Annotated in this window: 27 protein-coding genes; 5 read left to right on the forward strand and 22 right to left on the reverse strand. The window is 62.9% G+C overall.

All coding sequences use genetic code 11. The features are described from left to right. Window positions 1-25: 25 nt before the first annotated feature. Both DNA98_RS00245 and DNA98_RS00250 read left to right on the forward strand, forming a co-directional pair. Window positions 26-607, forward strand: a complete 582-nt coding sequence (locus tag DNA98_RS00245) for an HD domain-containing protein (protein WP_110524420.1) — start codon at window positions 26-28, stop codon at window positions 605-607. A gap of 126 nt (window positions 608-733) precedes the next feature. Then, window positions 734-1,054 (forward strand): FUN14 domain-containing protein, encoded by a 321-nt coding sequence (locus DNA98_RS00250; protein WP_110524422.1) that lies wholly within the window; start codon window positions 734-736, stop codon window positions 1,052-1,054. Here DNA98_RS00250 and DNA98_RS00255 read toward each other — a convergent pair whose 3' ends face one another. The 6 genes from DNA98_RS00255 to cysK all read right to left on the reverse strand — a co-directional run bounded on the left by DNA98_RS00255 (window position 1,055) and on the right by cysK (window position 6,107). Next, entirely contained in the window at window positions 1,055-1,615 is a 561-nt protein-coding gene (locus DNA98_RS00255) for a 5-formyltetrahydrofolate cyclo-ligase (RefSeq protein ID WP_110524424.1), read from the reverse strand. It lies immediately after the preceding gene. A gap of 75 nt (window positions 1,616-1,690) precedes the next feature. Then, the gene (locus tag DNA98_RS00260; protein WP_110524426.1) at window positions 1,691-2,701 is read right to left on the reverse strand and encodes an inorganic phosphate transporter; all 1,011 of its coding nucleotides are present in this window, start codon (window positions 2,699-2,701) and stop codon (window positions 1,691-1,693) included. Between the two features lie 2 nt (window positions 2,702-2,703). Beyond that, window positions 2,704-3,339, reverse strand: coding sequence for a DUF47 domain-containing protein (locus DNA98_RS00265; RefSeq protein ID WP_110524428.1), 636 nt, complete (start codon window positions 3,337-3,339; stop codon window positions 2,704-2,706). A 93-nt stretch (window positions 3,340-3,432) separates the two neighbouring features. Beyond that, window positions 3,433-4,554, reverse strand: a complete 1,122-nt coding sequence (locus tag DNA98_RS00270; RefSeq protein ID WP_110524430.1) for an acyl-CoA dehydrogenase family protein — start codon at window positions 4,552-4,554, stop codon at window positions 3,433-3,435. A gap of 85 nt (window positions 4,555-4,639) precedes the next feature. Then, the gene (locus DNA98_RS00275) at window positions 4,640-5,089 is read right to left on the reverse strand and encodes a hypothetical protein (RefSeq protein ID WP_110524432.1); all 450 of its coding nucleotides are present in this window, start codon (window positions 5,087-5,089) and stop codon (window positions 4,640-4,642) included. A gap of 106 nt (window positions 5,090-5,195) precedes the next feature. Then, window positions 5,196-6,107: a cysteine synthase A gene (gene cysK / locus DNA98_RS00280; protein WP_110524434.1), complete on the reverse strand. Its 912-nt coding sequence runs from the start codon at window positions 6,105-6,107 to the stop codon at window positions 5,196-5,198. A gap of 128 nt (window positions 6,108-6,235) precedes the next feature. Here cysK and DNA98_RS00285 point away from each other — a divergent pair, with 128 nt between their 5' ends. After that, window positions 6,236-6,706 carry a peptidylprolyl isomerase gene (locus DNA98_RS00285; RefSeq protein WP_110524436.1) on the forward strand — a complete coding sequence of 157 codons (471 nt, stop codon included), beginning with the start codon at window positions 6,236-6,238 and terminating at the stop codon, window positions 6,704-6,706. 61 nt (window positions 6,707-6,767) lie between these two features. Here DNA98_RS00285 and DNA98_RS00290 read toward each other — a convergent pair whose 3' ends face one another. After that, on the reverse strand, window positions 6,768-7,373 hold the full coding sequence (locus DNA98_RS00290; protein WP_110524438.1) for a cyclase family protein: 606 nt from the start codon (window positions 7,371-7,373) through the stop codon (window positions 6,768-6,770). Window positions 7,374-7,382: 9 nt separating this feature from the next. Continuing rightward, on the reverse strand, window positions 7,383-8,036 hold the full coding sequence (gene mqnB / locus DNA98_RS00295) for a futalosine hydrolase (protein WP_110524440.1): 654 nt from the start codon (window positions 8,034-8,036) through the stop codon (window positions 7,383-7,385). A 355-nt stretch (window positions 8,037-8,391) separates the two neighbouring features. On the opposite strand from mqnB, the gene DNA98_RS00300 reads away from it, so the two are divergent. Further along, window positions 8,392-9,309, forward strand: a complete 918-nt coding sequence (locus DNA98_RS00300; RefSeq protein WP_110524442.1) for an ABC transporter ATP-binding protein — start codon at window positions 8,392-8,394, stop codon at window positions 9,307-9,309. After that, window positions 9,302-10,054: an ABC transporter permease gene (locus DNA98_RS00305; protein ID WP_233492977.1), complete on the forward strand. Its 753-nt coding sequence runs from the start codon at window positions 9,302-9,304 to the stop codon at window positions 10,052-10,054. Before DNA98_RS00300 ends, DNA98_RS00305 begins: the two co-directional genes overlap by 8 nt. A gap of 1 nt (window position 10,055) precedes the next feature. On the opposite strand, the gene DNA98_RS00310 is transcribed toward DNA98_RS00305, so the two are convergent. The 14 genes from DNA98_RS00310 to DNA98_RS00375 all read right to left on the reverse strand — a co-directional run bounded on the left by DNA98_RS00310 (window position 10,056) and on the right by DNA98_RS00375 (window position 23,947). Beyond that, window positions 10,056-11,729: a glycerol-3-phosphate acyltransferase gene (locus tag DNA98_RS00310; protein WP_110524446.1), complete on the reverse strand. Its 1,674-nt coding sequence runs from the start codon at window positions 11,727-11,729 to the stop codon at window positions 10,056-10,058. A gap of 63 nt (window positions 11,730-11,792) precedes the next feature. Then, a complete protein-coding gene (rplT, locus tag DNA98_RS00315) occupies window positions 11,793-12,143 on the reverse strand; it encodes a 50S ribosomal protein L20 (protein WP_110524448.1) in 351 nt (116 codons plus the stop codon). Window positions 12,144-12,156: 13 nt separating this feature from the next. Further along, window positions 12,157-12,354 (reverse strand): 50S ribosomal protein L35, encoded by a 198-nt coding sequence (gene rpmI, locus DNA98_RS00320; protein ID WP_110525356.1) that lies wholly within the window; start codon window positions 12,352-12,354, stop codon window positions 12,157-12,159. Between the two features lie 220 nt (window positions 12,355-12,574). Beyond that, window positions 12,575-13,099, reverse strand: coding sequence for a translation initiation factor IF-3 (gene infC / locus DNA98_RS00325; protein ID WP_110525358.1), 525 nt, complete (start codon window positions 13,097-13,099; stop codon window positions 12,575-12,577). A gap of 171 nt (window positions 13,100-13,270) precedes the next feature. After that, window positions 13,271-14,398, reverse strand: coding sequence for a PLP-dependent aminotransferase family protein (locus DNA98_RS00330; protein WP_110524450.1), 1,128 nt, complete (start codon window positions 14,396-14,398; stop codon window positions 13,271-13,273). Between the two features lie 3 nt (window positions 14,399-14,401). Then, window positions 14,402-15,139, reverse strand: a complete 738-nt coding sequence (locus DNA98_RS00335) for an amino acid ABC transporter ATP-binding protein (protein WP_110524452.1) — start codon at window positions 15,137-15,139, stop codon at window positions 14,402-14,404. Next, window positions 15,136-16,083 (reverse strand): agmatinase, encoded by a 948-nt coding sequence (gene speB, locus DNA98_RS00340; RefSeq protein WP_110524454.1) that lies wholly within the window; start codon window positions 16,081-16,083, stop codon window positions 15,136-15,138. Before speB ends, DNA98_RS00335 begins: the two co-directional genes overlap by 4 nt. Window positions 16,084-16,094: 11 nt before the next feature. Beyond that, entirely contained in the window at window positions 16,095-16,658 is a 564-nt protein-coding gene (locus DNA98_RS00345; protein ID WP_110524456.1) for a helix-turn-helix domain-containing protein, read from the reverse strand. 1 nt (window position 16,659) lies between these two features. Further along, complete coding sequence (locus DNA98_RS00350) at window positions 16,660-17,310, reverse strand: amino acid ABC transporter permease (RefSeq protein WP_110524458.1); 651 nt, start codon at window positions 17,308-17,310, stop codon at window positions 16,660-16,662. A gap of 34 nt (window positions 17,311-17,344) precedes the next feature. Continuing rightward, a complete protein-coding gene (locus DNA98_RS00355) occupies window positions 17,345-18,088 on the reverse strand; it encodes a basic amino acid ABC transporter substrate-binding protein (RefSeq protein WP_110524460.1) in 744 nt (247 codons plus the stop codon). Between the two features lie 223 nt (window positions 18,089-18,311). After that, complete coding sequence (locus tag DNA98_RS17580; protein WP_233492978.1) at window positions 18,312-20,558, reverse strand: Ig-like domain-containing protein; 2,247 nt, start codon at window positions 20,556-20,558, stop codon at window positions 18,312-18,314. Window positions 20,559-20,984: 426 nt separating this feature from the next. Continuing rightward, the gene (locus DNA98_RS00365) at window positions 20,985-21,218 is read right to left on the reverse strand and encodes a hypothetical protein (RefSeq protein WP_110524464.1); all 234 of its coding nucleotides are present in this window, start codon (window positions 21,216-21,218) and stop codon (window positions 20,985-20,987) included. 3 nt (window positions 21,219-21,221) lie between these two features. After that, complete coding sequence (locus tag DNA98_RS00370; RefSeq protein WP_110524466.1) at window positions 21,222-22,445, reverse strand: VWA domain-containing protein; 1,224 nt, start codon at window positions 22,443-22,445, stop codon at window positions 21,222-21,224. An 80-nt stretch (window positions 22,446-22,525) separates the two neighbouring features. Beyond that, complete coding sequence (locus DNA98_RS00375; protein ID WP_110524468.1) at window positions 22,526-23,947, reverse strand: magnesium chelatase; 1,422 nt, start codon at window positions 23,945-23,947, stop codon at window positions 22,526-22,528. Window positions 23,948-23,966: the final 19 nt, after the last annotated feature.

Raw genomic sequence — 23,966 nt, forward strand, 5'->3', positions numbered from 1 at the left:
TCCTCCGACTCTTGACAATGCGGTTATGGCGATCTATATGACCTACCCGGACGCCCTAAGGCTGATGCAAAGCTGGACTTCCTCGGAGAGCCTGCGGCGGCACATGCTGGCGGTTGCGGTGGCAATGCGGGCCTATGCGCGCAAGTACGGCGAAGAGGAGGAGAAATGGGCGATGGCCGGGATCCTCCACGACTTTGACTACGAAAAAGCGCCCGAGACTCACCCCCACAAAGGGGTGGAGATATTGCGCCAGATGGGCTACCCCGAGGACGTGCTGGAGGCCATCATGGGGCACGCCGACGATCCCCAATACCCCCGCAGAACCCGGATGGCCCAGGCTTTGTACGCCGTGGACGAGTTGACCGGGCTCATCACGGCGGCGGTCTACGTGCGGCCCGACAAAAGCATCCACGGCCTCGAGCTTCCTAGCTTGCAAAAGAAGTTCAAAGACAAGGCCTTCGCGGCCCGGGTAGACCGCCAAGGGATCGTCCAAGGGGCTCGAGAGCTGGGGGTTTCCCTGGAGGAGCACCTACAGTTCGTGCTGGAGGCGATGAAAGCCGAAGCCGAGGCGCTGGGGTTGGCGGGTTCGGAGCGCCGGGAGGGATGAATAGGGATCCGCGCTGCCCTTGGACCCTTGAACCTGCTCGTCCCGCTTTTCGACGGCTACCGCAAGCCTCCCGTACGCAACTACAGACGAGCTGTCACACCTGCTGGGGGTTCGAGAGGGCAAAATATGGGTGTGGACTGGATACAACCTTACATTGGCCAACTTACCTTCGGCGGGATCGCCGGATTCGCCACTGGCTACGCCCTGAAAAAGATTGGGAAGATCGTCGCCATCGCCTTCGGCTTGATCTTTATCGTGGTGCAGGTACTGGCGCAGATGGGCTACGTCAGCGTGGACTGGACCCGAGTGCAACGGGATGTGGAGCCCTTGCTCAAAGAGGCGCAGGTGCGCAGCGCCTGGGATCAACTGCTAGCCATACTAACCCGCAACCTGCCGTTTGGCGGTGCGTTCGTGGCCGGGCTGGTCATTGGGTTGCGGCGGGGTTAGCTAGCGGACGAGTACCTCGAGCGGTGTGGCGATCACATCTATTCTGCGCTCGGGCTCGGCGTAGAGTTCTTCCATCAGCATCATAGGGTGGGCCAGGGTGGCCCAGGGCGCTGCAGCCTCGAGGTGTTTGGGGGGAAAGCCATATCCCTTGCCGATCCAGCCAAACCTCCTATCCACCGCTACCGAGCCTACCAGCACCAGGTCTATCGGTGTCTCGCGCAGCTCGATGGGCTTGCCGTGGTAGGCCACGTCGCGGACGCGCTTGAGCGCTTGGGGGGAAAGGCGCTCGAGCAGCAAGAAAGTGTGGGCTTTGTCGGGGTGCGGCATGATCAGGCGTTTCCCCGATTGGAGGATCGCCTCGCGCAGGGGTTTTAGGACCTGGTCCGGCCCGGCCAGGAGGGTTTCGGCTTTGAGGAAAACTTCCAGCGCCATCAATTTTTCTGCGGCCCGACGGGCCCCCACGAAGTTGGGATGGTGGCCGTGAGGTGGGGTCGGGTAGGTGGCCACCCGGCGAGAGGAGAGAGTATTCCAGACGTATTCGCGCAGTTCGCCTTGGGTCATCCGATTCCTACAGGATATCTGATCGCTGCCTCCGTTTACCCCCACCGCCAGGAGTATTCGTGGGGGCGCGGGCGGTCAGCGGCTCCCGGTGAGCAGGTGTAGCGAGGTGTAGATCAACCAGCTCAAGGCGATACAGGCTGGAATGGTCACCACCCAGGCCGTCACGATGCGCCCGGCAACGCTCCAGCGCACCGACGAGAGCCGCCGTGTAGCACCTGCTCCCAGGATGGCCGAGGAGATGGTGTGGGTGGTGGAGAGGGGGATCCCCAAACGGCTGGCGGCCTCGATCACGGTAGCCCCGGCCACCTCGGCGGCGAAGCCGTCAATGGGCCTGAGCGCTACCGCTTTAAAGCCGATGGTCTTGATAATCCGCCACCCCCCGGCAGCGGTGCCGATGCCCATCGCCAAGGCGGCTGAGAGGATCACCCATAGGGGAACCTGGAACTGTTCGCCGCTCCAGCCATAGTAGGTGGCCAGGGCCAGGGTGATGATGCCCATGGTCTTCTGGGCGTCGTTAGAGCCATGGCTGAAGGCCATATAGGCCGCTGAGACCACCTGAGCCCGCAGAAAGAGGCGGTTGACCCAGGAGGGGCGGCGGTTCGCCACCAGCCATAGCAGCAGGACGAGCAGCAGCATCGCCCCCAAAAAGCCAAGCGCAGGGGAGAAGAACAGTCCTCGCAGGGCTTTGGCTACGCCGTCGCTCCACTGGATGGCCTGGATTCCGTTCTCGGCGATGCCCGCCCCCACGATGGAAAAGATCAGGGCGTGGGAGGAGCTCGAGGGGATGCCGTAGCGCCAAGTGATGAGGTTCCACACGATGGCGGAGAGGAGGGCCGCGATCACCAGGGTGTGGGTGGCCAGCTCGGGGGCGATGATCCCTTTGCCCACGGTCTTGGCGACCGCGGTGCCGGATAGGGCCCCGAGCACGTTGAAAGCTGCCGCCATCAACACGGCTTGGAAAGGGGAGAGGGCCCGGGTAGCGATGGAGGTAGCGACCGCGTTGGCGGTGTCGTGAAAGCCGTTGATGAAATCAAAGGCCAAGGCCAGGGCCACGATCAGGATGAGGATAAGCAGTTCGCCGGGCATGGCTAGGCGTGTTTGAGCACGATGTTCTTCAGGCTGCGGGCCACGTCCTGGGCGCGGTCGGTGGCGTCCTCTAGGTACTGGTATAGCTCCCCCCAGCGGATTGCCACCACCAGCTCGTGCACTTCCTGCACCCCTTCAAAGAGGCCGCTGGAGGCTTGGTCCATCAGTGCATCGCCTTCGTCTTCGAGCTCTTCCACCTGGCGGATCTTGCCTAGCAACTCGTCGTTGCGCTTGAAACCCGCGAGCAGCGGGATGGACTCGGCCAGCAGCCGGGCCTGCCGGGCGATGACCTGGGCCATCTGGCGGGTCAGGAGGGTGGGTTGCTTGACCCGGTAAAGCCACATTCGCCGGGCAGCTTCCTCGAGGGTGTCGATGAAATCATCGAGGCGTCCGGAAAGCTCTATGATGTCCTCGCGGTCAATAGGGGTGACGAAGGTTTGGGTGAGGGCTTGGGACACTTGGCGCGAGATCTCATCGCCTTGGTGCTCGAGGTCACGGATCGCTCGCACTTTGCGCTCTACGTCGTTGAAGTGCTCGACCAGCTCGAGCAGAGCCTGCGCCGTTTGATCAGCCACCCGCGCGGCTTGGGCAAAATAGTCGAAAAAGCGTTCGTTCCTGGGGAGGAATCGGTTTAGCATACCTGGCTAATTGTATCCCCCGGTGGAGGGTGGGTTGACAGTTCGCTGACAAAATATTCCAGGGGCGTTTATAGCCGATACGGTCTACATCTTTTACCGGTACAATTCCCGCGCGATCACCATCTTCTGGATCTCGTTGGTCCCCTCGTAGATCTCGGTGACCTTGGCGTCCCGGTAATAGCGTTCGACCCGGTAGTCGCGGTGGTAGCCGTAACCGCCCAGTATCTGCACGGCTTGCCGGGTCACGTCCACGGCGGTTTCGGAAGCGAAAAGCTTGGCGGTGCTGGCCTCGAGCGTAAACCGTTCGCCCCGGTCTTTTTTGGCGGCGGCCTCGAGGGTAAGAGCCCGCGCTGCGGCGATTTTGGCGTGCATTTCAGCTAGCTTGAAGCTCACCCCTTGAAACTCGCGGATGCGCCGTCCGAACTGGGTGCGCTCGGCGGCATACTGCTTGGCCAGTTCGAAAGCGGCTCTAGCCATCCCGACGGCTTGGGCGGCGATGCCCAAGCGTCCTGAGTCGAGCCCTGCCAGCGCTTGCGCCAATCCCTCTCCCTCTGTGCCCAACAGGTTCTCTTCGGGGATAAACACCCCATCCAATCGCATCTCGGCGGTATGGGCGGCGTGGAGGCCCATCTTTTCCTCAGGGCGGCCAAAGCTGAGCCCTGGGGTGTCTTTCTCCACCAAAAAGCTACAGATCCCGGCCTCGCCTCGAGCCATCACCACGTAGAGGTGGGCCTGCCCACCCGAAGTAATCCAGCTTTTTACCCCATCGAGTTGCCAGCCGCCCGGCACCCTCTTGGCGCGCGTCTTTAGCGAGGCCGGGTCGGAACCGGCGTGGGGCTCGGTGAGGCAGAAGGCCCCGATCCATTCGCCCTTCGCCAGCGGTACCAGGTATTTTTTCTTTTGCTCGGGGCGGCCAAAGCGCTGGAGCATGTACTGGGGTAGCCCGCTCGTCACCGATAGGATGACCGCCACGCTGGGGTCGGCGGCGGCGATTTCCTCCATGGCCAGCACCCAGGTCACCGAGTCGAGCCCAGCTCCGCCCCACTCCTCAGGTGTGGTCATGCCCAAGAGGCCGAGCTCGGCCAGCACCCTAAGTTGTGGCCAGGGATACTCCCCCGACTTGTCGTACTGGGGGGCTTTTTCCCACAGCACCTCGCGGGAGACCTGACGCACCATATCCAGGATCAGCTTTTGATCGTTGGTCAGCACCGCCACGCAACATATCGTATCACGCCCTCGGCGGAGAAAAAACGTAATAAAAGCCCTCCCTGCGCCAGGGAGGGCTTCCGCTCGCCAAAGCTTAGTACGGGTCGCCCTCTAAAACCTTTTTCTCCTCGTCGAGGCTCACCAGCACCAGCTCAATGTGCACGTGGGGCTTATCTACGCCGGGGTGAGCGCCGGAGGGGATGATGTTGACGTGGTCTACCTTAGCGGTCACGCCCAGCCCTTTGAGCGCATCGGTGCCGATGTTGACGTAGCTCTTCTTGCCCAGGTTCTCCAGGGGCACCATGAATACTACCTTCACCAGCCGCCCTGATTTGTCGTAGGCCAGGAAGGGTCCTTCGGGCAGGTTCTTGGCGTCCACGTAGAGGGTGCCCAGCCCGGGGATAAAGTTGGGCAGCGCCCCCTTGAGCGCCTCGCTCACGTTGACGTAAGGGGCCATCGGAGGAGCTTTCATCACGTTTTGTGCCACAACCCAGCCGATACCCAGAATGGCCACCGCCGCTATAACGCTGATCCAACGTTTCATGGAGATCCTCCTGAACTTTCAGGAACCATCTCTTGGCTCCACCCTACCGTACGTAGGGAGGAGGGCGGTTGGATCTCGAGGCGTGTGGGTCGGCCCGGTTAGGGCCCTATTCCGCATACAAGGTGGTGGAGAGGTACTTGGCTCCCGAGTCGGGACTGATGCAGGCCACCCGTTTCCCCGGGCCCAGTTCGCGCGCTACCTGCAAGGCCGCCCAGAGGATGCCCCCGCTGCTCATGCCCAAAAAAAGCCCTTCCTCGCGGGCGAGGCGGCGGGCCAAGGGAAAGGCGTCTTCCTCCCAGACCTGAATTACCCGGTCGAGCATCTTCACATCCAAGTTTGGCGGGATGAAGCCTGGCCCCATGCCCTGGAACTGGTGCTGGCCCATCTGACCCCCCGAAAGTACATTCGAACGGGCGGGCTCGCAGGCGATGACCTGCACGCCCGGGATGCGCTCGCGCAGGTAGCGGCCTACCCCCATGATGGTTCCTCCGGTGCCTGAGCCGTAGACGAACGCATCTATCCTTCCTTCCAAGGCTTGGTAGATCTCGGGACCGGTGGTCTCGTAGTGGGCTTGGATGTTGGCCGGGTTGGCGAACTGATCGGGCATGAAGCCTCCGCTCTCCTGGACAATCTCCTGGGCCTTCTCGCGCGCGGCCAACATGCGCCGCGCCGGGTCGGTGAGCACCAGCTCAGCCCCGTAAGCCCGGAGGGTGCGCTTGCGTTCCTCCGACATCTGGGCAGGCATGCACAGGATAAGCCGGTAGCCTCGGCTGGCCGCGACCATGGCTAGGCCGATGCCGGTGTTGCCGCTGGTGGGTTCGACGATCACCTGGCCTGACCCCGGGGTGAGGATCCCTCGAGCTTCGGCGTCTTTGATCATGTACCAGGCCGCCCGGTCTTTGATCGACCCGCCAGGGTTGGTGCCCTCGAGCTTGACCCAGACTTCGGCCATATCCGGCCCTACCACCCGGTGAAGCCGCACCATGGGGGTTTTGCCGATAGCGTTTTCAACGAACATACTTCCAGAATAGGGGCTGGGCGTGGCGCAAGCGTGAGCCAAGGGCTTGATGTGCTTTTGTTTACCACGGATCAGGGGGCGGAGCGTATACTGAAGCATTCGGCGACCTAGCCGAGAAAGGACTTTGGATGAAAATAACCCAAGACGCGGTGGTCTCGATTCGTTACACCCTGACTGTGGACGGCCAGGTGCTGGACCAGGGAGACCTGGATTACCTCCATGGGCATGGCAACATCATCCAGGGGCTGGAGGAGGCGCTCGAGGGTAAGCAAACCGGGGATTCGATGGACGTGGTGATCCCTCCCGAGAAAGCCTACGGCGAACGTGACGAGGAAGGGGTCATGGTAGTCCCACTTCAGGCCTTCCCTCAGGATTCCGAGGTCCAGCCGGGGATGCAGTTTTACGCCGAAGGCCAGGATGGGCGGCCCCTGCCGATCACGGTGCTCGAGGTGAACGGGGACGAGGTCACAGTGGACTCCAACCACCCCCTGGCTGGGGAGACCCTCAATTTCAAGGTAGAGGTGATCGGGGTGCGTCCCGCCAGCCAGGAAGAGATCGATCACGGGCACGTCCACGGCCCTGGCGGGCACGACCACTAGCGTCTCTCTTCCCCACCCTTGCGTTTAGCGTACGACGGGCGCTGTGCGGCTCGAGGCGGAGCTAGCGGAGAATAGCCCGCACCGGGGAAGCATCGGCTCCCTCGAGCCGCAGCGGCAGCGCGATCAGCTCGTACTCGCTGGGCTTCACCGCCTCCAGCGCGAGCCCTTCGACGATGTAGATGCCGTTTCGGGCAAAAGCCTTGTGGCCGGGCAGATCTTTAGAGGTGAGGGGGTCCACGCTGGGGGCATCGGTGCCGAAGAGCCTGACGCCCCGCTGGGCCAGGTAGTCCACGGCGGCGGGCAGGACGTGGGTGAACTCGCGGGGGAAGTCGCGCCACTCGTCGGGCTGGCCGGTGTAGAACAGCACGCGCTCGGCGCGCAGCTCGAGCGAGTGCAGGAAGGGCGTGTCGAGGGCCTGCTGGCCCCGGGCGTCCACCACCTGGCAGGGCCCGATGAGTACCGAGAGGGGAACGCTCTCGAGCTTGCCCCCTTGCGGGTCGTAGTGCCAGGGCGCGTCGAGGTGGGTGCCCAGGTGGGTGGTGGCGGTGAGCTTGCCCACGTTGACCGAGGCTCCCTCGCTCATCTTCCAGGTCAGCTCGAGGCTATAGGGGGTATCGCCGGGCCAGACCGGGTGCCCAGGGTAGAGGCGGCGGGTGATGTCGATCATGTCCCGATGTTACTGAAGAAGCCTGCCGAGAGCGGCCTCGAGCGCCTCCACCGCCTGCCGGACGCGCCACTGCGCCTTGTCGCGTACCCCGGCTATGTTCGACACCGCCCTGAGCTCTGCGCCGGCGATCCCCAGCCACAAGCAGGCCTGGGCGAAGGCCGCGCCCTCCATGTTCTCCACGTCGGCCTCCCACTGGCGCGAGAGCTCCCTGGCCTCGGTGGGGTTCTCCGAGACCAGGTCGCGGGTCAGGAAGCTCCGCAGCGGAAGGTCTAGCGTGGCCCGGAGCTCCCCCGTGAAGGCTTGGTCCAGCGGAAAGCGGTTGTGGAAGCGCAGGGGGCCCACCACCAGCGTGGGGAAGCCCATCCCTTTCATCCCCCCGTCTTTGATGCCCAGGTCGGCCTGGATCTCCCGCTCGGCCAGCACCGCGTCCCCGATTTGCAGCCCCGACTCGGCGTAGGCCCCGGCGATGCCGAAGAGCAGCGCCCGCTCGACCCTGTGCCGCTGGGCGAAAGCCGCCAGGGTCATGGCGGTGTTGACCTTGCCGATACCGCCCTCGAGCCACACCCACCCCTCCCCGCGCAGCCCGGCCCTGCCGTGGAAATCAAGCTTGCGGCCTTGGAGAAAAGCGGCTTCAAACCGGGTGGGGCTGAGCAACAGGATCATACCTTTACTCGCTTCATTCTAGGCTCTTAAACTATAGGCTTAGTTCAGACATTTTCAAAATATTGTTTTTTTCTGAACAATGCTATCTTCGCTGTGAGGCGCCTCCGGTGCGGGAGTTTATTATCCGCCTGATCGCAGAGGTGATCTGCTTCGTCAGCAACGCATGCTAGCATACTTTTGGAGGGGTGGATGAAGGAGTACATCATCGCTTTGCTTGACCACATCTTTTGCGTTCTAGGCGGGTGTTAGTGTGACGTGCGAGGTGTGATCATCCCCACCCTGGCCCTCCCTTGCCAGGGTGGGTTGTCTGGCTGTGTACTGGGGGCGCGAGCAAAAAATCTTGGCTGAGGCATAGATGATACAAGTCAGCGCCATACAAAAGACCTACGTCTCCAGGGCCACCCGCTTGAGGGTGCTCGAGGATGTCTCGCTCGAGATTCACCCGGGGGAGATCCTGGCCCTGCTGGGCCGCAACGGCAGCGGCAAAACCACCACCATCCGCATCATCTGCGGGCTGGTGCTCTCCGACGCGGGCAGTGTGCGCATCAACGGGCATACACCGGGCAGCGCCGAGTACATGGCTCAGCTCGGGGCCCTGATCGACACCAACCGCGGCCTTTACCCTAGGCTTTCGCCCTTTGAGAACCTGCTGTACACCTGCATTGTCCGGGGAATGCCGCGCCGTAGAGCCGCCGAGCGGGCCAAGTATTTGCTCGAGCTGCTGGGCTTGTGGGAAAAGCGCAATGCTCCGTCCCAAACCCTATCCAAAGGGATGGTCTCCAAAATGGCCTTCGCCCTGGCCATCGCCCACGATCCTTCCTTCGTGCTGCTGGATGAGCCCACGCTGGGATTGGACATCGACGCCGCAGAGACTTTGGAAGAACAGATACTAGAGATGGCCAAAAGCGGTAAGGGCATCCTGCTCACCACGCACCAGATGGAGGTGGCCGAAAGGCTCAGTTCCCGGGTGGCCATCCTATCGGGGGGTCGCATCGTGGTGGATCAGCCCAAAGCTGCGCTGATGCAGATGTTCGCGCGGCAGGGCTACCGGATTACCCTCGCCGAGCCTATCGGCAAGGGCGTGCTACCTTTCTCGCATACCCTGGACGCCACGGGTACGGTCCTCGAGCTGACCTTGGAGCGTCCGGAGCAAATCTACGAGGTCATGGACCATCTGCGCCCCAGGGTCATCAAAGACATGCAAAAAGTCGAGGTGGAACTGGGCGAAATTTTCAAGGCCCTGACCGTAGCCAAGGAGCCAAGCCATGCCTAGACTCCTTCGACTCCTGCAGGCAGAGCTCATGCGGGCCTGGCTCGAGCTCATCCGCTACCCCCTACAGTTTCTCTTAGGGCTGGTGTTGCTGGGCCTGATCTTCTACCTGCTGTTCGGCTTTGCCCGGCTGGCCGGCGCGGTGGACGCCAGCGGATACCAAACCACCAAGCTTATCATCGGCTATTTGCTGGGGATTTTGGCTGCCGCCATCATCAGCGGCCCGGCCCAGCAGGTAAGCCGGGAGGCTAAATCGGGAACGCTGGAGAACATGGTGCTCTCCGGGCAGGGCCTCACGGCTTTTTTCGTCGTTCAGGTGCTGGCCAGGTCGTGGCTGTCCCTGCTTCAGATGGGGGTACTGTTGGTGGCCCTGGCCTTTATCTTCAAGTCCACCTACGTCCTTAGCTGGCTCTTGCTACCCGCCTTTTTGCTATTTTTGCTGACAGCTTTGGGCCTAGGTCTGATGCTCGCCGCCCTGATCCTCTTGTTCAAGGAGGTAAACCAGATTTTCGTCCTGGTTCAGCTCCTGGTATTCCCCGCGGTGATCGTAGAAGTGCCCCAGTTGGAGTGGTTCCCATTGACCCTCGGGGCAAGCCTCATCCGGGAGATTCTTACAGGGGTTCCGGTCGAGCCGTTTAGGTGGGCGCTCCTGACGCTGGGAACGGTGGCCGTCTACAGCCTGGGGGTGTTCTTCTTCCAAAGCGCCGATGTGGCCGCCCGGAGGCGGGGCCTGCTGGGCCACGAGTAGCTTAGTCCACCACCCTGAACCCCAGCGCCTCGGCCCGCTCGACGAAGAACTGGATGTTCTCGCTCTTGGTTTCCCCGCCCAGGCTTTTGCGCTCGTAGGCCCCCTCGGCGGCCAGGATCATGGTCTCGGCCAAGCAGGCCGGCACCGCGCCCTCGCCGAAGTGGAGGTCGAGGTTGCCGCTCATGGTTCCAGGGGGGCGCACCACCCCGCCGGGGATGACCCGCACGCCGGGGAGCTTCTTCACGCTCTCGTGGACGTCGGGGGGCACGCCCTCGTCGTAGATCCAGGCGCCGGGCTTGACGTGCTCGGGGAAGATCACGGCCTGGGGGTCGGAGGTGGCGCTGAAGATCAGGTCGGCTTCCTTGATGGCGCGGATGTCGGTGGTGACCACCATCTCGGGCACCTGGCCCTTGCGCTCGAGGTTCTTCCGCAGGCTCTCGGCGCTCTTCTCCAGGCGCTCCAGGTTGCGCCCCACCAGGATGAGCTTGCCCACCAGGGGGGCGATTTGGCGGGCGATGCCGAAGGCCACCACGCCGTTGGCGCCCACCACCGCGGCGGTGGTCTGGCGCAGGTCGTGGCCCGTATGGGAAAAGTGGGCGATGATGCCGGGAATGGCGGCCTTGACGGTGCCGGCGGTATAGGCTCCGCCGTTGGTGACCTCGATTTCGGGCACGGCCTCCTGCACCCGCTTGCCCTTCTCGCCCACCACGCTCCAGAAAGCCCCCAGCCCCAGCACCGTGCAGCCGAGCTCCTTGGCCAATCGTGCGGCCTGGATGGCTTTCTGAGTGGCGAGCTCGGGGTTGGAGGTGATCTGGTGTGGCAGCAGCGGCGCTGAGATCAAGTAGCAGCGGATCTCGCGCCCGTCGGCGGTCTTGATGCCGCGCAACTCGCCGTTCTTCATGGGCCGGATCAGGGCGGTGAAGCGCTCGAGCAGCCCCTGCGAGACCCAGCCCCGGTCCACCAGGGGCTTGAACCAGCGGAAGCGCGGGGTCTGGAAGAGGTCCTCCAGCGTGAGCGGGTGGATCATGAAGGCGCACACCGCCTGTTTCTCTGAGGGCAGGGGGAGCGGTTCGCCCAGCTTGGGTTCGGTGCCCTCGAGCATGCGCCCGATGTTCTCCTTGTAGCGCCACAGGGCCAAAAGGGCTAGCCCCAAACCTGCCAGCTTGCCCCACAGGGCGATTGGCTGCCCCAAGGCGATCAAGGCGGTGGTTAGCGGTAGCGAAAGCGCCGCCAGGGAAGCATAACCCAAAGCAGCGTACAAGAGGAGCGCCACGGCCAGGGGAATCAGGGCCAGCAGATAGGGCATCCCCACGTTGGAAAGGGCGGCCACGATACCCAGCAGGATGCCCGCCCCGCGCCCCCGCAGCGGCGCATTTGGAGTCCAGCGGGGGAGCGGGTAGAGGTGGCCCAGGTAGGCTACAAAGGCTAGGAGCAGTCCAGCCTCGAACCCCGTGGCGGTAAAGCGGGCCGGGTAGACCGCCAAGAAGCCCTTGAGCAAATCTGCCGCAAAGGCCAGAAAAAGCGGCCAAGCCCCGAGGAGGCGGAGGGCGTTCTCGAGACCCAAATTATAGGCTGAGGCCTGCCGGGGGTCCTTTCCGCTGAGGCGGTACACCAGCCAGTACCCCAAGGGCAAGGAGCCGATCAGGTATGCCACAATCGCTAAGAAGGCGATCACGGCCCCATCCTAAAGGAAGGCGGGGGGATTCACGAATCCCCCCTATACAAATCGGGCCTGGCTCTAGGCGCCTTTGGCTTTGGCGACGAGCTGAGCGAAGGCTTCTGGCTCGCGCACGGCCAAATCCGCCAGGAGCTTGCGGTCTATTTCGATTCCCGCCCGCTTGAGCCCACCCATGAACACCGAGTAGCTCATTCCGTGCTGGCGGACGGCGGCGTTGATGCGCACGATCCACAACTTGCGGTAATCGCTTTTCCTCTCGCGGCGGTCGTTGAAGGAGCGCATGGCCCCGCTAAACAGGGTTTCACGGGCCTTGCGAACGCTCTTTGAACGCAGCCCCCAGAAGCCCTTGGCGAGCTTCAGGATCTTCTTGTGCTTACGACGGCGAACGACTCCGGTCTTGGCGCGTGGCATGGTTCACCTTTTCTTACTCGTAGGGAAGAAGCACCTTCACGCGCTCGGCTTCGCTCTCGGAGAAGGTGAAGCTGCGGCCCTTGCTGCGGATTGCGCTGCCCGACTTGTGCCAGTTGAGGTGGCGCTTGCCGGCTCGCTTAGCGATGACTTTGCCACCGGCCGTCACTTTGACACGGTCTTTGGCGCCCTTATGGGTCTTCATCTTCGGCATGCTGTTCTCCTTGCCGCCCTGAGTGCCGGGATCGAACCCGATCTTCGAGAACTCGGCAGCATCCGACAGCATAGCATTAGAAGGCCAAATTCACCACTGCCCCGGAGTTTTGTATGGCCAGCGCTATAGAACCACCGCGCGTTGGCGGAGCCCCACAAGGGCAGAAAGGCATTTGGCCAGACGAAAACCCGGGTGGGACCGGGTGGAGTTGTAGGAGAGTTTACGAGGCGGGCTGGGCCTTCCCGGCAGGGGCGATCACCATGTTCATGTCGCGCCCGGCCATCTCGGGCTTGAGCTCCACTACGGCAGCGGGACCCAAGTCGGCCACGGCCCGCTCGAGGATCCTCGAGCCCAGCTCGGGGTGGGCCATCTCGCGACCACGGAACATGATGGTGATCTTGACCTTGTGTCCTTCCTCCAAGAAGCGCCTGACATGCCCCAGCTTGGTCTGGTAGTCATGCTCGTCAATCTTGGGGCGGAACTTGATGCTCTTGACTTCGGTGCGCTTGGCCTTTTTGCGGGCTTCCTTCTCGGCTTGTTGCTGCTCATAGCGCCATTTGCCATAGTCAAGAAGCCGCGCCACCGGCGGCACCGCGTTGGGGCTCACCAGCACCAGGTCGTAATCGCGCTCTTGCGCCATGCGCAGCGCCTCGCGGGTGTCCACCACCCCCACCTGGTTGCCCTCTTCGTCGATGAGCCGCACCTGGCGAACCCGGATCCGTTCGTTGATGGGTACGTCCTTTATAAACTCACCTCTCCTCTCTTTGGCGATGCTACGCCAATGAATCCAATTGCCGGGTGCAACCCAAAGCTCTTGGATTCTGTCTTCGAGTGTACACGACGCTCTAACCCGAATCAACGCAGCGAGCCCCCTCCTCTAGCAGGGGAGGGTGGTAGGCTATACGCCGCACGTCGTTTACCGGACCCCTAGGACCGCCGCCAGCCTCTGGATGCCTTCTGTCAGCTCGGCAGGGTCATAGTAGGCAAAGCAGAGCCGGAGCGCGTGAGCGAAGTGGCCCTGGCTGGAGAACCTGACCCCTGGCTGGTAGCGAACCCCGGCCCGTATGGCCTGTTTCAGCAGGGCTTGGGCGTCAAGAGAGGGGTCTAGCTCGAGCCAGACGAAATACCCCCCCTCAGGGGCATAGCGGGGCCTCAGCCCAGCCCGGTTTAGGGCCTCCAGCATTGCCCCTAACCGCTCGCGGTAGGTGTGGCGCAGCCTTTGCAGGTGCTGGTCTTGCAGGCCTAACTCCAGGGCGCTGCGCACGATGGCCGAGGTGAAGGGGTTCAGCCCACCCCCGCTGGCTACCAGGCCGTTCTGGATGAGCCTTTGCAGTAGCGGTGGGGCTGCCTGTATCCAGCCCAGGCGCAGCCCAGGGGCCAGGATTTTGGAGAATGAGCCCAGGCTAAGCACGGTGTTCGCAGCGGCGAAGCTGCCCAGCGGAGGGGGAGGATCCCAATAGTAGTGGAGCAGCTGGTAGACCTCGTCGGCCACGATCAGAAAACCGTATTCCTGGCTCAGCTCCACCAGCCGCGCGCGGCGCTCTTGGCCCAAGCTGACTCCGGTGGGATTCTGGAAAGTGGGGATGGTGTAGACCAGCGTGGGCCGGTGCCGTTGAAGGGCGGCCTCGAGCGCCTCCACATCCAGCCCCTGTTCATCGGTGGGGATGGCCACCACCTCGAGGTGATGGTCCCGGAAGATCCCTAGGGAGAGGAAATAGGTGGGCTCCTCGACAAAGATCACCTGGCCGGGTTGGGTGAAGGCGGCGCAGATCAGATCCAGTGCCTGGGACGCCCCCGCGGTGATAAACAGCCCCTCCGGCTCGGCGGGGAAGCGGTAGTGCCGGGTGAGGAATCGGGCCAGCTCGGTGCGGAAGCGACCGTCTCCGGGCTCGGCCCCGTATTGCAAGAAGGTGGAATCTCCCTGAGAGAGGCGATGCTGGGCGGCTTGGCGCAGCAGCTCCAGCGGCAAGAGGCTCAGGCTGGGATGCCCCACCCCGAGGTCGATCACCCCCTTGGAGATGCGGGTCTGGGTGGTCTCGAGCATGGCTTAATGGTGTAGCACGCGCTGTAAAAAGGTGCGGGTGCGCTCATGGGTGGGGTTGTGGAAGATCACCTGGGGGGGAGCCTGCTCGAGGATCTGTCCTTGGTCCATCACGACTACTCGGTCGGCTACTTCTCGGGCAAAGGCCATCTCGTGGGTCACCACCACCATGGTCATGCCGCTTTCGGCCAGGCCGCGCATCACGTCCAGCACCTCACCGACCATCTCCGGGTCGAGGGCGCTGGTGGGTTCGTCGAAGAGCATGATCTTGGGCTCCATGGCCAGGGCCCGGGCGATGGCCACCCGCTGCTGCTGCCCGCCCGAGAGCTGGGCCGGGTACTTGTGGGCCTGGTCGGCGATGCCCACCCGCTCGAGCAGCTCCATGGCCTTCTGCTCAGCTTTCTCCTTGGGCCACCGGCGGACTTTCTGCGGGGCCAACGCTGCATTTTGCAGCACGGTCATGTGGGGAAAGAGGTTGAACTGCTGGAAGACCATCCCTACCTCGCGCCGCACCGCCTCGAGGTTTTTGGCCGAGCGGAGAGGGATCCCGTCCACGATCACCTCACCCTGCTGAAAGTCCTCGAGGCGGTTGATGCAGCGGATCAGGGTGGACTTGCCCGAGCCCGAAGGCCCCACGATCACCACCTTTTCGCCTGCGGCTACCTCGAGGTTCACTCCCCGCAGCACGTGCAGCCGGCCAAACCACTTGCTGAGCCCTTGGATCTGGATGATGGCCCCGCTCATCTGCCTTCCTTTTTGCGCAGGGCCAGCAGCGAGAGCAACTCGTACATCAAATTGCCTCCCAAGTAGGCGGTAATCTCGCCGGGATCGAGCGCCGGTAGCACCTCCACCACATCGGCGGCTCGGAAATTCAACCCGCGCAGCCCCCGTACCAGCTGGACGATCTCGCGGCTGGTGAAGCCGTCTACCTCGGGGGTGCCGGTCCCGGGGGCGTAGGCTGGGTCTACCGAGTCGATGTCGATGCTGATAAAGCACGGATGTGAGCCCACCCGGCGATGGATGCGTTCCAGGGCGGCCTCGAGGCCGATCTCTTGGAGCTCGTACATGGTGATGAGCTCGTAGCCGAGATCGCGGGTGCCCTGATAGTCCTCGGGGCCGTAGTTGGAGCCCCGGATCCCCACCTGGATGGACCGGTGGGGGTCCACCAGCCCCTCTTCCACCGCGCGGCGGAAGGGGGTGCCGTGGTTGTACTTGCGCCCGAAATACTGGTCCAGGGTGTCCAGGTGAGCGTCGATATGCACCAAGGCCAGCGGACCGTACACCTTGGCCAGGCCGCGCAGCTCGCCCAGGGTGACGGAGTGGTCGCCGCCCATGGCGATGGGGGTGACCCCAGCCCGGGCGATTCGCTCGAACTCGGCTTCGATGCGGGCGTAGGTGTCCTCGATGTAACCCGGCACCACGGGCACGTCGCCGTAGTCCACCCCGGAGAGGTAGTCGAAGAGCTTGATATCCCAGTAGGGGTTCCAGGGCCTGAGCATGATCGAGACCCGGCGGATGCCCTCGGGGCCAAAGCGGGCTCCGGGGCGGTGGGTGGTGGCGTCATCCCAGGGGATGCCCAGCACCACAAAGTCTACATTCTCCAGGGTGCGCACGTGGGGCAGCCGCATGAAGGTGCGCACCCCGGCGAAACGGGGAGACTCGAGGGAGTCGGCGGGTTGGTATTTCATGCTTTCCTCTCCTAAGGGGCAGGGCTCAGCACCCATAGCACCACCGCGCGGCTTTTGCCCAGGTTGCGCCAGGTGTGGGGCTCTCGTCCGGGGAAGGTCAGGCTGTCGCCGGGGCATAGGGTGTAACGGGCCTCGCCCACGGTGAACTCCAGGCTCCCCTCGAGCACCGTGATGAAATCGGTGTTAGTAGGGAAGCTGTAGGGCTCTTTACCTCCGTGGCCGCCGGGCTCGATCTCGGTGCGCAAGACCATGATCTCCCCGTTCAAGCCCCGGGAGAGGATGAAATCCCGTGCCCCCTGCCCGCCGAAGTGGGCCCGGGGAGCCTCCTGAGCCCGCACCAGGTTGGTTTGGGGAGGGTCGAAGAGCGAGCCCGGCTGGATACCCAGCGCCCCGCAGACCTTGAGCAGCGAGGCCACCGACGCCGTCGCGGCGTCGCGCTCGAGGCGGCTGATAAAAGACTTGTCCAGTCCGCTGCGCTCGGCGACCTGTTCCAGGGTCAGGCCCTTGCTCAAGCGGGTGGCCCTTAGCCGTTGGCCAATAGGGAAGGGGACAGGTGAGGGGCTGCTCCGGGGCATCTCAGCGCACCTGCCAACGAGCCTCCAGCCGCCGCGCTACGAAGCTTAGCGCCAGGGTCATGATCAGGTAGATCAGCGAGACCGCCAGGTACATCTCGAAGGGCTTGAAGGTACGGGCCGAGACGAGCTGCCCGGCCCGGGTTAGCTCGATCACCGCGATGGCCGAAAGCAACGAGGAGTTCTTGAGCAGGGCGATCCCCTCGTTGACCAGCGGAGGGATCACCCGGGTGAAGGCCTGGGGCAGGATGATGTAGCGCAGGGTCTGGGTGGGGCTGAGACCCAGGGAAAGCGCGGCCTCGCGCTGGCCCTTGGGGATGCTCTGGATTCCTGCCCGCAGGATCTCGGCTACATAGGCGCTGGAGTTGATGCTGAAGGCGATCACCCCGGCCACGAACTCGTTGATCTGCTGCTGGATAAGCTGGGGAATGCCGAAGAAGATCAGGAAGATCTGCACCAGCAGCGGGGTGCCGCGCAGTAGCTCGATATAGCCCAGGGTCAGCGCGGAAAGCCAGCGCATCGGGGACATGCGGGCCAGCGCCACCAGGGTGCCCAGAAGAACCCCGAAAACTAGCGAGAGCGCGGTGATGCGCAGGGTTACCCAGGCCCCCTGGAGCAAGAACGGCAGGCTATCGCGGATCAGGCCGAAGTCCATACGAAAGGCTCAGCGGAGGGAAGGGGCGAGCCCCCTACTTGAACCACTTGGCGGCCAGCTCATCCATCTTGCCGACCCTCTCCAGCTTCTCGATGGCCGCATCGATGGCCTGGCGCAGATCGCTACAGTCTTTGCGCAAGGCTAGCCCGGTATCTACCTGGTTGAGTTCGGCCACGATCTTGAGGTCGGGGTATTGCTTGAGGAAGGCCCGGCCTACGAAGCGATGCACGATGAGCGCGTCGGCTTGGCGGGTGTTCACCGCCAGCGCGGCGTCGGTATAGAGATTGTAGGACTTGACCTCGGCCCCCTTGACCCCGCTGGCGATCTTTTCCTGGGCGCTGCCGATCTGTACCGCTACTTTTTTACCGGCTAGGTCCTCGAGCTTGCTGATCCCGCTGGTCTCCTTGCGGGTGATGATCACGTTGGGTCCGGAGATATAGGGCCGGGAGAAATCCACCGACTTCTTGCGCTCCTCGGTGATGGTGAGCCCAGCAGCGATAACATCGATCTTCTTGGAGAGCAAGGCTGGGATCAGCCCGTCGAAGCTCTGCCCGATGAAGTTGACCTTGAGGCCCAACTCCGCCCCGATGGCGTTGAGCAAGTCCACGTCGAAGCCGATGATCTTGTTGTCCTTGTCCAGCGACTCAAAAGGGGGGTAGTCGGGGCTGGTGCCAACGCTCAGGCCGTTGGCCCTAGCGTTGGCCAAGCAACCCTGGGCTAGAGTAGCGGAGGCTCCCAACATCCCTACCAAGACCATTGCCACGATACTTTTGCGCATGCTTTCCTCCTTACCGTACGAACGGTGGGGGCAGTTTAGCATGTATTTGCTCTATAAGCAATATTATTTGCTACCTGTGCAACATCATGCGCGAAAAGCTCGATGGAGCCTTGTGCGGTAAAAGTTGGTGGGGTGCCCGGAGCGTGGACCCGGCTGCTGTGGAACGCATGGACAAACGTCGTACGCCTACGAGGCGTACGACGTTTGAGATCCGCTAGGTGGCCTAATTGGGAACTTGCAAGGAGTGCTCGAGGTTGTGGCTTTCGAAATTCACCGCCCCTGCCGGCACCGGTCTGTACTCGACCCACCAGCCGTCATAGGGAATCCAGCGATCCTCGGTGAGGTGGCGCACGAAGAGCCCTGGCTTGATGTACTGGCGCACCGCCGTGGGATCGCTCGAGGAGACGAGCTGGGTCCCGGTGGTATCGGTATAGAACACCCCCGTGGCCAGGGCTTTGCTGGCGTCGATGCCAAACCCCGTGGTGGCCCCGTCCGCGACGATGAACCAGCGGTTTTCCCCCCAGTCGTAGTCAGAGGGGCTGCGAATCATCTGATCGCAGGTGGGGTTGCCTTGGGCGTCGTAGGAAGAGGAGCAGCGGGTCTGGGGGTTATCGGTGTTGTAGCCGCGCCCGCCGAAGAAGCCCAAGGTGGAAGGCAGGCTGGGCTGCCAGGTTTCGTAGCCGTTGCGGTCGATGCGGGGAATCCGGCGGCGGCCCTGATCGTTGCTCATGGGGATATTCAGGTTTTCCGGGCACTCGGCGGGCTTGTAGCGGGTGGTGTTGGCCTTGCTCGGGTCGTCCGGGGTTCCGGTGGCGCTGGCGTCCAGGGCTGGGCCGGTATCGGTCATGTAGTGCAAATCGGCTAACAGCTCGGTGGTCCTGCTGTCCACGACCCACACGTTGTACTCGTGGAAACGGGTGCACAGCCGGCCCCTACCGCCGGTACCGATGTGGAACTGGATCAGCCAGTTGTGCCCTTGGCGGTCGTCGTAGGCGAAGAGCTTGAAGCCCTGGTGTGTCTCGTCCTTTTGGGCTTTGGTGCTTACGTAGCCGAAGGCTGGACGAAGGTCGCCCCGATCCATAGCCGCCTTGAGGGCGGGCAGCTGGGAGGGATCAGAGCCGTGTTCGTGGCCGAAGTAGCACCAGTATACGGGGTCAATCTGAGGGTGCCAGGTGCGGTATATCTTCCCGTCGTGCCCTTGCACCACATACTGATCATGTACCCAGTCGGGGCAGGTGGTGTTGGGCTGGGGTACGGGCTGGCCCGAAGGGGTAGCCGGGGTGGGGGTAGGGGTGCCGTCTTTTTCGGCCAGCAGCACGGTATAGATGCGCCCAGCTTTACGGTCGATGCCCTGTAGGAGATTTCTGCCTGCCGGGAGGTTCTTGAGGAAGACGGTATAGGTCTTGCCGCCGGCTTTGACCGTAGAACCCGGAGCCCAGTCGCTCATCCAGGAGGGTCGGTCGGTGGGGCTGCCGTACCAGACCAGTCCCACCCGGGCCTCGCGGTTGAGGTAGAGCTCGAGCATGTTGTCCGAGCTGGTATAGGCCACATAGCTGCCGTTGGCCGGCATGATGAGCGCATCCCAACCCTTGTAGACCCCGGGGTCGTCGAGCTTGAAGTCGGGCTCTTGTTGAGGGGCCGGATCCACGATCAGGGAGAGGCCAGCGTTGAACTGACGCGGGCGGTACTGCATGTACTGCACTGAGGTCTGGGTATGCGTGGCGTCCAGGATCTTATTGATCCAGTAGGCCTTGACCAGAGCGGGCTGGGCTGTACCGCTGGGGGGAGGAGTAGGGGTGGGGGTGGGTGTAGGTGTAGGTGTAGGAGTAGGGGTAGGGCTGGTGGAAGACCCGTTATAGACGACGCGGGTAGAAGCGGAGTCTTTGTTGCCGGCGGCGTCGTAGGCGTTGAAGATGAGGGTGTTGCTGCCGGGGGCGAGGCCGCTTACGGTAGCGGTGAAATCGACGCTGGCTCCCGGGGTGAAGGAGATGTTCTGCTCCGGGCCGCCGTTGAGCTGGTAGGCGATGCGGGTGACGGCGAGGTTGTCCTTGGCCTTACCCTGGACGCTGACGCTCGAGCTGGCGACGGTGGTACCCGGGGTGGGGCTTAGGATGGAGATGTCGGGGCGTAGGGTGTCGGATGGGGCGCCGGAGGTGCCGTAGGTGAGGGAGAGGGAGGCGCTGCCGACGTTGCCGGTAGCGTCGTAGGCGTTGACGACGATGACGTTCTGACCGGTTTTTAGCTGGACGGTGAAGCTGAAGGGCACCTTCGGGGCGGGGGTGATGGGGAGGTTTTGCTCGGGGCTGCCGTTGAGCTGATAGGTGATGCGGGTGACGGCCTGGTCGTCGGTAGCGGTGCCCTGGACGGTGAGGTTGAGGCTGACGGCGGCTCCTCCCACCGGGTTTTCCAGGGTGACGGTGGGAGCGGTCTGGTCGTCGAGGGGGGGCTGGGCTTGTCGGTTGCAGGCCACGGCTATAAGCCCTATAAGCACCAGTACTGGCCATGCTGCTCGATAAAACGTTTTATCCCGCCACCACGGTTTCTCAACACCACTTTGTTTCACTTTGCCTCCACTTTGGATAAATCAGGGGATTTTAAGTATTCGTGCTTACTGCACAATCCTGTTCATTCTTACCGGCTAGGCAAGCCGGACAGTTGAGATCTTCCTTAAGGCAAAGTTCATCTTTTTATGTGGCTTACGATAGAGCTTAAATTAACTTTTACTCTAGTAAACGGCAGTAAAAATTAGTATTCCATGAAAAAATAGCCGTGGGATTGGGCTGTTCTTTTTTCGCCGCTGCTGTAAAATCTGCCGCCCTATTTTTGGGGCATGTCGTACGCTATACGCAGGGGATCGTCCAGAGCAAGTGGACGTGCGGGGTGGGCGGGACAATCCTTATATGTGCTCGAGGATGTCTTCGCTGTCGTGAAAGTACCGATCTTTGGGAATGAGGATAAATCCTCCGGGAGCCTTGGCGGGGTGGTAGGGTTGCTCGAGCGTGAGCTGGGTACGCCCCAGGTCATATTTGCGCAATTGCGCCAAGGGCGGAGCCGGGTGCGGCTTCACGGCCTGCGACAGACGCTCCAGGACGAGCGCCAGGTAAGCCACGAAACTCCAGGTGCGGATCACGAATTAATTCTTGCTCACCTTGCGGGTTAAAAAGTCTAGCAACACGTATTTGCCGATGTTCCCCGGGGTGGTGAGGTAGGCTTTGCCTTTGGTGATTTGGGTGATCTTTTTGACAAAGGCCAGCAGCTCGGGCTCTCGCGCCAGCATGAAGGTGTGGATGGGGATGCCTTCCTTGCGGGCTAGTGTGGCCTCCTTGAGGGTCTCGGCCAGGATCACTGGATCGAGGCCCCAGGCGTTTTTGTAAATTTGCCCGCTGGGGAGGGTGAGGGCGGAGGGTTTTCCATCGGTGATCATGATGATCTGCTTCATCTCCCCACCCATTTTCTTGAGCATTTTGCGGGCTAGCTTGATGCCCTCGGCGGTGTTGGTGTGGTAGGGCCCGACCTGCACGGTAGGAAGCCTGCCCAGCGGCACTTCCTCGGCGGAGTCGTGAAAGACCCCAAAGCGTACCTGGTCGCCCGGGTATTGGGTGCGGATGAGATGGGAAAGCCCTAGCGCGACGCGCTTGGCCGGGGTAAAGCGGTCTTCGCCGTAGAGGATCATGGAGTGCGAGCAGTCGAGCAACACTACGGTGTTCATCGCGGCGGTGTACTCGGCCAGCTCGACCACCAGGTCGCCCTCCTCGAGGTTCTCCACCCCTTTCACCACCACCTGCTTGAGGGTCTCGCCGATGTTGAAGTTGGGTTGGTCGCCAAACTCATAGGGCTTGGTCTCCCCCGAGGACTCCACCCCCGAGGCGTAGTGACGGGTGGCGTGGGCGCCGGGGTGGTTCTTCCCCAAGGCCCCCATCAGAGAACGCAAGGAGCGTAGCCCCAGAAAGTCCACCGACTTTTGGGTGAGTTCGATGCGCACATCCTGGGCCTGGCCCTGCTGGCCCATTCCGGCGCTGGGCTCGAGGGGCTCCTGGCCCTGCGGCTGGATGAATCCCTCCTCGCGCAACCGCTGGATGAGCTTCTGGATCTCCTGGTAGAGCCGGGTGTCTTCCTTTCGGTTGGCGAAGCGGGCCTCCCTTAGCCACTCCTCGGGAATGCGGTCTTGCTCCAGCAAGGCTTGCAACAAGGCGTCGTAGAGGTCCTCCATGGTGGGGGCGCGGTTGGGGTCTGGGTCGTAGCGGTTGTAGGGGTCGCGGAAGCCTGAGTCGAGGAGGAAGTCCTCGAGCATGTCCATGAGCTCGGAGCTCGTCAGGTCGTCGAGGCTGGCTTCGTACTTGCTATAGCGAACGCGCATGCTGCCTCCGGCGGCACCCAACGCCAAACGCCCAGCCCCAGCGGTTGGCGTCTTGCGTCTTGCGTTTGGCGCCTTGCATCTCAGTTCCCGCTCCCCCAGCGCTCCCGCTCGCGCTCGACCGGAGCGCTATAGGACTCCTCCCCCCGGGCGATCTTGCGCCTCCCGGCCAGGCCCTCCAGGATGAACTCGCCCGCCGAGACCAGCATCTCTGGACTTGGGTTGCCCCCGGCGAGCTTCTTGGCGGCGGCGAGGAGGCCGGGGACCTTCTCCATCTCGCGCAGTACGGTTTTGCTGGGGCCATCCGGTAGGGTGAGCAGGTTGCCCTGGGCGAAGTAGTCCACCACTGGCGTCACCTCCAGGCCCCGGCTACGTTCCCCATAGGCCAGGCCAAAAGCTTTTTGCAACAGGTCGCGGGCCACCCGCTCGGCTCCCTGGAGTTCGCCCTCGTACTCGAGCTCGATCTTGCCGGTGATAGCCGGCAGGGCGAAATAAAGATCTATCGGCCTCGCCACCGGGCGCTCGTTATAGCGTAGGGCCCGGCGCTCGGCGTTGGAGGCCACTAGCTCCAAAAGGCTGATGGAAAGGCGCTGCGAAACCCCGGAGGTCTTGTCCACCCGCTTGTCCTCACGGGCCACGAAGGCCACCGCCTCGGAAGACTCGGCCACGAAGTCGGGGACCTCGAGCCCTTCGGCCCGCTCGATCCAGGCTTCCTGTAGGCTGATCGAAAGCCCTTCCTCGAGGGTCTTGGGGTAGTGGGTACGGATCTCCGAGCCGATGCGGTCTTTGAGCGGGGTGACGATCTTGCCCCGCGCGGTGTAGTCCTGAGGGTTGGCGGTGAAGGTGAGCCATACGTCCAGCTCGAGCCGGATCGGGTAACCCCGGATCTGCACGTCGCCTTCTTGCAGGATGTTGAAGAGGGCCACCTGTACCTTGGGGGCCAGGTCAGCCAGCTCGTTCACCGCGAAGATGCCCCGGTTGGCGCGGGGCAAAAGGCCATAGTTGATGGCCTCGAGGTCCGAGAGGCCCATCCCGCGCTTGGCGGCCTTGATGGGGTCGATATCGCCCAGGATGTCGGCCACGGTGGTATCGGGGGTGGCCAGCTTCTCCACGTAGCGCTCGTCGCGGGGAACCCAGACGATGGGGGCATCGTCTCCGGCTTCGGCCAACAGGCGCTTCGCCTCCGCCGAAAGCGGCGCGATGGGGTTGTCGCGCAAGTCGGTGGGCAAAGCCGGGATTTCCTCGTCTAGCAGCTCGGTGAGCTGGCGTAGGATGCGGCTTTTGGCCTGACCGCGCAGGCCCAACAGGATAAAGTTGTGGTTGGCCAAAATGGCGTTGACCAACGAGGGGATCACGGTATCTTCGTACCCTTGAATGCCGGGAAAGAGCCGCTCCCCCCTTCGCAGCTTGGCGATGAGGTTTTCCCGCGCCTCCTCCTTCACCGTGCGGCGGAGCTTCTCTATCGGATAGGTGCGCTTCAACTCCCCTAAGGTTTGGGCCTTCATGGAGGGAGTGTAGCGCCCA

This window comes from Meiothermus sp. Pnk-1 (assembly GCF_003226535.1).
Lineage (GTDB): Bacteria > Deinococcota > Deinococci > Deinococcales > Thermaceae > Allomeiothermus.